The sequence below is a fragment of the Streptomyces sp. NPDC045470 genome (assembly GCF_040646595.1).
Taxonomy (GTDB): Bacteria; Actinomycetota; Actinomycetes; order Streptomycetales; family Streptomycetaceae; genus Streptomyces.
Genome location: NZ_JBEZAN010000007.1, coordinates 137,457 through 145,821, shown reverse-complemented (window position 1 = coordinate 145,821; position 8,365 = coordinate 137,457). Strand labels below are relative to the sequence as shown.

Genomic DNA, 8,365 nt, shown 5'->3' with positions numbered 1-8,365 from the left:
TACCCTTCCCATCTTCTTCCGAGGCCCGCCGGGCGGCGGAGCAGGTGGAAACCGCGCCGCCGCCCTGGCACGGCCGGCCCGTGGGCGTGCGGGGACACCGCATGCCGTGGCGAGTCGTGCGGGCTCGGGGTGCCGGTACGGGCCGCCGACGGGACGGCGCGCCCTGTAGGCCGCCCCAAGAGAGCGGCAGGGTGAGGTTCGAATGAGCGGATTTCGGGTCGGAGGGGCATAACCTGCCCGACACGAAGGACGATACAGAGGTTCAACATTCGAACACCACGTGCCACACGTCACGTTTGGCCTCACCCGACACCGTGCCGCAAGACGCCTTCGCTGGTCAGGGCGACAGACGTGAAACCGGTTACACGGTTACCCACGGCACGAATCGAACGATCATGACGAAAACAGACCGTCCGTCCCATGCGATTTCAGTCATTGCGCCGACGCACCCGGCAGGTGCCATTCCGGTCGCCGCGGAGCACCGGGGAGCACCACGGAAGCGGCACCCCCCGGCAGCACCGACGGGCCGCGACAGGGAGGGCAATTCCGGTGCGCGGGAAGGGCGATGCCGGTGCACGCGGAGGGCACTTCCGACGTATCGAAAGGGCAATCGCGAGGTCGGGGAAGGGCAATTCCGGTGTACGCGGGGGTACCCCACCGTCCGCACCGCTGGACCGGCCCCCGGCACATCAACCCACGTAGCACCCCATGGCACCTCCGACGCCCCACTCAAACCTCAACGCCCCTCACATGCCGGAAAGTTAACGCCGAAGAAACAACTTTTCGGCCGCACCGCACGGCCTCCCGCACCCCTGTCCCAACCACCCCGGCACAGTCCTGCGAGCAGCCTGCTCTCGTGACGGCCGGGATGCCGGCGCACGCGAACATCAGCTCGCCTTGGAAGTGCCGGCGCGGGCCGGCGTGGCAGCCGAGCGGGAGCCGGGCCCGGCAGCCCCGGTGACGGGCACGCTACGGCGTGTGGTGGCCAGGCTGAGTACGACGATGACCAGGCCGCAGGCGGTGACCGTCCAGTATCCCGGGAGCACCGCCCGGGTGAACGGCGTACCGGAGCGCAGACCGGCGGTGAGGAGCGCGCCGAGCACCGCGACCCCCAGCGCCTGACCGACCTGGCGGCTGGTGGCGACGATCGCCGCGGCCACGCCGGCCTGTTCCCGCGGCATGCCGGACATGGCCGCGTTGGTGACCGGGGTGTTGGCCAGTCCGACGCCGACGCCGATCAGGACGTACGCGGTGAAGAGCAGGGCGTCCGTCGTGAGAGCGCCGCCGGTGGCGAGCAGGACCCCGCCCGCGGCGGTGGCGATGCCGGCCAGGAGCAGCGGCAGCCGGGGGCCGCGGGTGGCGGTCAGCCGTCCGGAGAGCGGCGAGGTGACGATGTTCATGACCGCCATGGGCAGCAGGTACAGGCCCGCGGCCAGGGCCGACAGGCCGCGTACGTTCTGCAGGTAGAGCGTGTTGAGGAAGAGGAAGCCACCGAGTACGAAGAACGAGCAGACCGCCATGACGCTGGCTCCGCTGAACCCGGCGCTGCGGAAGACCCGCAGGTCCACCAGCGGTTCGGTGCGCCGCCGCTCGTAGAGGACGAGCGCGAGGAGCGCGGCCGGTGCGGCCAGGGCGCAGGCGAGGGTACGCGGGGCTGTCCAGCCGGTGCCGGGCCCCTCGATGATCGCGTACGTCAGGCAGCCCAGCAGCACGACGACCAGGACCTGTCCGACCGGGTCCACCCGGCGCGGCCGGGGTGCGCGGGACTCCGGTACGAAGCGCGCGGCACAGGCGAACGCGGTCAGGCCGATCGGCAGGTTGAGCCAGAAGATCGACCGCCAGCCCAGGCCCTGGACGAGCACCCCGCCCACCATCGGGCCCACCGCCATCGCCACACCCATCACCGTGCCCCAGACACCGATCGCCCGGGCACGTTCGCGTGGCGCGGTGAAGGTGTTGGTGACGATGGACATGGCCATCGGGTTGAGCATCGACGCCCCGACCGCCTGGACCATGCGGAAGGCGATGAGCCGGTCCAGGTCGGGGGCGAGTCCGCACAGGAGCGAGCCGAGGGTGAACAGGGCCAGGCCCGTCTGGAAGACGCGTCGGCGGCCGAGCCGGTCCCCGGCGGATCCGGCGAGCATCAGCAGGGCGGCGAGCACGATCAGGTAGGCGTCGGTGGCCCACTGCAGTCCGGAGAGCGGGCTGTGCAGATCGCGTTGCATCGCCGGCAGCGCCACGTTGAGCACCGTGTTGTTGAGGCTGCCGAGGAAGACGCTCGTGCAGCAGACCGCCAGGACGAGATGGCGTCCCCGGCGGGTGAGTTCGGCTTGAGTGGTCACAGCCGGGCCCACCGTCCTTTCCTCGTGGGCCTCCGCGCCGCCCCGTCACCTTGCCTGTCCGCCGCGCGCAGATCTCCGCGGTGGGTTCAGCGTGCCCCGGGAGCCCGGCCGCGGGGAGACCCTGGCAGGGCCCCCCTCGGCCGGCCCGGTACCTGCATACTGCGGCTGTGAGCAACGTGCCGATGGGGAACAGAACGGAGCTGGGTGACTTCCTGCGCAGCCGACGGGGCCGCGTCGCGCCGCAGGAGGCAGGTCTGCCGCCGTCGGCGGGCCGTCGGCGTACGGCCGGGCTGCGGCGTGAGGAGGTCGCGATCCTGGCCGGCGTCAGCATCGAGTACTACCGGCGCCTTGAGCAGGGCAAGCAGCAACGGCCGAGCCCCGCGGTGCTGGAGGCGATCGGGCAGGTGCTCAAGCTGACCGACGACGAGCGCCGCCACCTCGCGGAGCTGAGCCGCGGCCGGACGTCGGCGCCGGCCACCGGCGCGCGGACGGGCAGGGGCTCGCGCACGGTCCGGGAGGAGGTCCGCCGGATGGTGGAGATCGCGCACCCGTACCCGGCCTGTGTGCTGAGCCGGTCCAGTGACCTGCTGGCCGCCAACCAGGGCGCGATGCGTCTCTTCCGCGGCATCGAGGACTGGCCCGAGGGGAAGCGCAACACCGCGCGCTACGCCTTCGTCCACCCCGTCGCCCGGGAACTGTACGCCGACTGGGAGGACGTGGCCCGCGGCGTGGTGGCCCATCTGCGCGCCGCCGTGGTGGTGCACCCGGAAGCGCCGGACATCCGCGACGTCGTCGACGAACTGTCGGCGTGCAGCACCGAATTCGCTTCTCTGTGGCAGCGTTACGACGTCCGGGCGCGCACCAACGGGCGCAAGGTGTACCACCACCCGGAGGCGGGCCGGCTGACGCTGACGTACGAGGCGTTCGACGTGGCCCGAAGCGAAGGCCAGCGGCTGATCGTCTACCAGGCGCCGCCGGGGACACCGGACCATGAGGCGCTGCTGCGTCTGTCGGCCTGAACGGCTGGGGGCTCCCCGCGCTCTCCCACGACGCGCGGTGACGCACGGTGACGTACGGTACGGAGGCGAGCCGGCCGCGTCGTCATCGGCCGCCCCGGTCCCTCACCTGTCCCGCCCCAAGCCCCGGCGGATGGCGGTCTCCACGGGTGAGTACGCGCCGTCGGCCCGCTCCAGTTCGTACGGCGCGGCCGGCATCAGCGGCGGCTGGGCCATGAAACGCGGCCGCCTCCCGTGGTGCGGCTGTGCCGCGTGCACCAGGAACGGGTGGCACAGGAAGACATCGCCCGGGGACCCGGTGGCCAGGGCGAGCGGTCGGTGGTCGGACGCCGCCACCAGATCGGGCGCCAGGGCCAGCCCGTTGGCTCCCTGCTCCCCGTACCCCTCCAGCACCTTCGGCACGTCGAGGTGCGAGCCGACCCGGATCCGGGTCGGGGCGTCCTGGTCACCGACCTCGCTGAACAGGAACAGCATCAGCAGCGCCCGGCCCCGGGAACGCAGATTGGTGAAGGACCAGCTCTCACCCTCCGGCAGATAGCTCCCCTCGATGTGCCAGCCCGCGTCGTCCGGCTCCTCCTGGTGCGGGAAGCGCAGCGGAAAGGTGCCCAGCGAATAGCGCGGCTCCCAGCGCCCCGCACCGACGAGCAGGTCGTACGCGTGGTGCAGGAACGGGGCGTTGGGCGCGGCAGCGAAGGGGCCGTGCGCCATGCCCGGCACCCAGTGCACGGGCTGCGTCCACGTCGTCGGGTCGTCCGGGTCGCAGCCCGTCTCCCGCCACAGCAGTCGCGCACAGTCCGCGGCCACGCGCGGCGCGACGGCACCCTCCAGCTTCACGAAGCCGTCGCACAGGAAACGGGTTATCAAGGTCGAGTCGTCCATGCCCCCATCGTGCGGCGCCACCGGCCCCGGTCACCCCACATTTCCCGCACCGCCTTTGTCGGGCGTTCACCGAGCCCGCTTGGGCAAGGGGCTGCGGAAGACACCCGTAGCCGCCCAGTGCGACCGACCTGGGTGGGGCCGTTCTCCCAGGGCTCGGTTCTCCCTTCTCCGGAGCACGACCTACCGGGCCGGCCAGTCCGTGACACCCGGCTGCCCGCCGAAATCGGCGATCCGAAGATCGAGCACGGTGAACCACGCGCCCACTGCGTCGAGGAAAGTCTCCTCGGTGGTCCAGGACGGTCCGCCGGACTGGTGCAGGGCCTCCTCTTCGCTGAGCGCGGCGGCACCGACATGTACCCACAGTCCCCCGGGCCGGCACATCCGGGCCATCGCCGCGGCGAACGTCCGACGCTCACGATCAGTGGGGCAGGTGTGCGGTGCACCACGGTCGAGGACCACCGGGAACGGGTGCACGGGCACGTGGGAGGTGACGTCGAGAACCTCGTACCGCACCGCCGAACCGACCGGTGTCCGGCGCCGGGCCTCTTCGATCGCCTGGGCTGAGAAGTCGCAAGCCGTGACGGTGCAGGAGCGGCCGGCGAGCCACCGCGCGGTGGTGCCGAGCCCGCAGCCGGCATCCATCACACGGGCCGGGGGTGGAGCGTGCTCGGCGAGGAGTTCGCCGAGCACCGGGGGTGGCTCCTCGTCCCACCCGGCGATCGCGGAATCGTATGCGCGGTCCCATTCAGCCGCGTTGAGGGAGCGCAACGGCGAGGTGGGCCTGCCATGGTCCACGGCTCTTGATTCCTTTCCGTGCTGTGTTCCGACGCCTGCCGTCGCTCCTTCCCGTCACCCCACGACCGGCCAGCGGGTGATACGGGAGGGCAGCCACCACAGGAGGGAACCGACCTGGTGAACGAAGCCTGACTCCGTGAACGCCTCTCTTTCCTGGCGCCGGAAATCAGCGGCAGGGGCACCGTCCAGCAGCGACGCCAGCTTCCCATGGTTCACCTTGCGCATGACGACGCGCCGTTGTGTCCCCCGGCGCAGGTCGGTGACTTCGACGAAGCCCACGCCACGCCGGTAGCCGCAGTTGTTCATGCGGAACGTGGTGCGCCACTGGTCCAGGACGGCTTCGCCGTCGGGGCAGGTCACCGAACGCGGGGGATACAGGTGGCTGAACAACCGCCGCTGTCCGATCTCGACGCCGAGGTCCGGATCCCATTCGACGGAGAGACCGTGCCCGGTCAGCTCCCGCACATGGGTGAGCCCTCGGACCGCTCGCCGGTCACTGCCGCCCTCGTCATGGCCGAGGATCACGGGCTCGGGGAGGGCGACATGCTGGACACCCCGTGCGACCAGGTCCGACACGGTTCGTACAGGGGTGTCCTCGTACTGCCCCTCTCCCATGGAGATGCCGTCCCACTCGCGCGCCTCTTCGTCGCGTTCCCGCCAGCACCGGAGCGCCGCTGTCGCGCCTGCTTCCGGAGTGCGGCCCGCCGAGCCGTGGAGCAGGGCGGGCACCAGCGCCGGACTGCCGTCGTGGGCCACCCAGCGCATGAGGTCCAGTCCCCTGTCCGGAATTCACCACCCGCTGCCCACCAGCAAGATCACATTTGACAGTGTCGGTGAGGTGAGGTGCCTGCGCTCGCACGGGTGGAGACCGGCGAAGCCCGCGTGAGCCGTCGGCACGACATGGAACGACGAGCGAAAGAACGGTGAGCAAGGTGAACGGCATCTCAGAGGCACCGCGGGTATTGGTCACCGGCGCCGGCAAAGGCATCGGGCTCGCGATGTCCCAGCGGCTCGCGAAGGAGGGGTACGAGGTGATCGGCGTGGCCCGGAACGCGCCCGCGGAGGAGTTTCCCGGCACGTTCCTGCGCTGCGACCTCTCCGACGCCGACGCCACCGCGCAGATGCTGGAGGAGGCCACTCGGGAACGCGTGGTCTGCCGGGTCGTCAACAACGCCGGGATCGCTCAGCCCCAGCCCCTCCAGGACCTCGACCTGGCGACCCTGCAACAGGTGGTGGACCTGAACCTGCGGGCATCGGTCCAGGTCGTCCAGGCCCTGCTGCCGGGTATGCGCGCCCAGCGCTTCGGCCGCATCGTCAACATCACCTCGCGGGCGACGTACGGGGCCAGGGACCGGACCTCCTACGCGGCGGCGAAGAGCGCGCTCGTGGGATGCACCCGTACCTGGGCCCTGGAGCTCGCACCGGACGGCATCACCTCCAACGCGGTCTCCCCCGGCCCCACCGCGACCGAACTGTTCCGCCGCGCCCGCCCCGTCGGCAGCGAAGCGGAACGCCAGGCCGTCGCCTCGATCCCGCTGGGACGCCTGGGCACTCCCGACGACATCGCCGCGGCCGTGGCCTTCCTGCTGTCCGACGACGCGGGGTTCATCACCGGCCACGTCCTCGACGTCGACGGCGGAAGCAGTCTCGGCGGACGGTAGAACACTTCCGGGTTCCGGCAGCAAACGCGTACGGCCGCGGCCGATCCCAACGGCTTGAAGCCGACCGGCGGCCATGCCGGGCACCGGGGCAGGTAGCGCCGGCATCGCTCGGTCCACGTATCTCGGCGAGCGGCGACCATGTCCCCAGAAGCAGCCCCCATGGGCTCGGCTTTGATACGGCCCCGGAAGGGACGCTTGTGCCACCGGCCGCGACACCGCCGCGAGTGCTACGAGGAAGCCGACGGCCGCAAGGGCGCCGAGGAACCGCCGGGCGGCGCCCTCGTCCATGAGCTGATGGACCCGGCTCCCGCCGCCGCTGGCCGAGACGCACGAGGTAACGGCCGCTGTCCGCGGCCGGATCGACCGTATCCGGCCGGATGCGGCGCGCCCCGGGACACCGGTACCTGCGCTGGGTAGGGTGCCCGCATGTATCTGCTGAGGCCTCCGCCACCCGCCGCCTGAGGCGGGCAGTCTCGCAGCCGTCCCGGGACGCCGGGGTGGCCGCGTGGGTTGCCCACGAAGACTTCGTGCCGGCAATCGACCGAGGAGACCTCCCTTGCAGCCCTCTTCCCCCCTGCCCGTGTGGCGGGGCATCCTCTACGTCGCGATCGCGGCCACGGCCTGGGGCACCGGCGGCGCCGTGGCCGTCGCCATGTACGACACCGGCGGGATCGGTCCCGTCGCCGTTTCCTTCTGGCGGTTCCTGGCCGGACTCGGGCTGCTCCTGGCGGTCCACTCCGTCTGGCGGGTCCGGCGGCCCGAGACGGTGAGCTCACTGCGCGCGATGTACGCGGCGGACCCCCGGCGGGCCCTGATCACGGGCTTCGGGATGGCGGTGGCCCAGGCCGCCTACTTCGCCTCCGTGCAGCAGGCCGGGCTGGCCGTGGGAACCGTGGCGACCCTGGGCTCGGGCCCGGTACTGGTGGCCGTCGGCGCCCGGCTGATCCTGGGTGAGCGCACCGGCGTCGCCGGAACCGCCGCGGTGGTGAGCGGAGTTGCCGGTCTGGCACTGCTGATGGGGGGAGCCGACGGAAGCACCGGCCCCAATCCCTTCCTGGGCATCGGATACGCCCTGCTCTCCGCCGCCGGTTACGCGGGCGTGACCCTGCTGGGCCGCTTCTTCGGCCGGAACAGTGCCGGTGGCGCTTTCGAGTCCACGGTGCCCGGCGTCACCGTGGGCATGGTCTGCCTCCTGCCGATGGCCGTGTGGGAGGGCTTGGTGCCCGACATGGGCCGTCCGGCGTGGACCATCGGCCTGATCCTCTATCTGGGGGCGGTGCCGACGGCACTGGCGTACATCCTGCTCTTCATCGGCCTCCGGGTGGTCCGGGCGACCACCGCCTCCGTGATCGCTCTGGTCGATCCGCTCACCGCGGCGGCCATCGGCGTCCTGGTCTTCGGTGAGCGGCTGAACGCGATCGTCCTCACCGGCACGGCGCTGCTGCTCTTCGCCGTGCTCTTCCTCGCGGCCCGCGAGGGGGCCAGGCAGCCGAGCGCTCAACAGAGCCCTGAGCTGGACCGCGGCCGTGCGAGGTATGCCCCGCATCCGTCCGCACGCGCCGAGGAGTGATCGCGCGAGCCTGACGAAAAGGCGACGGGCGGGTGACCGGATCGGGTCCCCCGCAGGGGCCGATTCGTGAGGGGAGCGGAAGGGGATAGCGACACACCCGTT

7 protein-coding genes are annotated in these 8,365 nt (G+C 71.5%); 3 read left to right on the top strand and 4 right to left on the bottom strand.

Annotated features, from left to right (window positions below):
- Positions 1-887: 887 nt before the first annotated feature.
- Positions 888-2,342 carry an MFS transporter gene (locus AB0A97_RS21750; protein WP_361152367.1) on the bottom strand — a complete coding sequence of 485 codons (1,455 nt, stop codon included), beginning with the start codon at positions 2,340-2,342 and terminating at the stop codon, positions 888-890.
- A gap of 182 nt (positions 2,343-2,524) precedes the next feature.
- Here AB0A97_RS21750 and AB0A97_RS21745 point away from each other — a divergent pair, with 182 nt between their 5' ends.
- Positions 2,525-3,361 (top strand): helix-turn-helix transcriptional regulator, encoded by an 837-nt coding sequence (locus AB0A97_RS21745; RefSeq protein ID WP_361152365.1) that lies wholly within the window; start codon positions 2,525-2,527, stop codon positions 3,359-3,361.
- Positions 3,362-3,463: 102 nt separating this feature from the next.
- Here the strand turns inward: AB0A97_RS21745 and AB0A97_RS21740 are convergent, their stop codons facing one another.
- From AB0A97_RS21740 to AB0A97_RS21730, 3 genes are all read right to left on the bottom strand, one after another.
- Complete coding sequence (locus AB0A97_RS21740) at positions 3,464-4,237, bottom strand: phytanoyl-CoA dioxygenase family protein (protein ID WP_361152362.1); 774 nt, start codon at positions 4,235-4,237, stop codon at positions 3,464-3,466.
- A 180-nt stretch (positions 4,238-4,417) separates the two neighbouring features.
- Positions 4,418-5,032 (bottom strand): class I SAM-dependent methyltransferase, encoded by a 615-nt coding sequence (locus tag AB0A97_RS21735; protein ID WP_361152359.1) that lies wholly within the window; start codon positions 5,030-5,032, stop codon positions 4,418-4,420.
- 54 nt (positions 5,033-5,086) lie between these two features.
- The gene (locus AB0A97_RS21730; protein ID WP_361152357.1) at positions 5,087-5,797 is read right to left on the bottom strand and encodes a DUF5825 family protein; all 711 of its coding nucleotides are present in this window, start codon (positions 5,795-5,797) and stop codon (positions 5,087-5,089) included.
- Positions 5,798-5,973: 176 nt separating this feature from the next.
- Here AB0A97_RS21730 and AB0A97_RS21725 point away from each other — a divergent pair, with 176 nt between their 5' ends.
- Both AB0A97_RS21725 and AB0A97_RS21720 read left to right on the top strand, forming a co-directional pair.
- Positions 5,974-6,693 (top strand): SDR family oxidoreductase, encoded by a 720-nt coding sequence (locus tag AB0A97_RS21725; protein ID WP_361152714.1) that lies wholly within the window; start codon positions 5,974-5,976, stop codon positions 6,691-6,693.
- A gap of 556 nt (positions 6,694-7,249) precedes the next feature.
- Positions 7,250-8,263 (top strand): EamA family transporter, encoded by a 1,014-nt coding sequence (locus tag AB0A97_RS21720; protein WP_361152354.1) that lies wholly within the window; start codon positions 7,250-7,252, stop codon positions 8,261-8,263.
- The last annotated feature ends 102 nt before the right edge of the window (positions 8,264-8,365 follow it).

Excerpts from the sequence above, each read along its gene's own strand:
- AB0A97_RS21745 (WP_361152365.1), top strand. The coding sequence starts at position 2,525 with ATGGGGAACAGAACGGAGCTGGGTGACTTCCTGCGCAGCCGACGGGGC.
- AB0A97_RS21740 (WP_361152362.1), bottom strand. The coding sequence starts at position 4,237 with ATGGACGACTCGACCTTGATAACCCGTTTCCTGTGCGACGGCTTCGTG.
- AB0A97_RS21730 (WP_361152357.1), bottom strand. The coding sequence starts at position 5,797 with ATGCGCTGGGTGGCCCACGACGGCAGTCCGGCGCTGGTGCCCGCCCTG.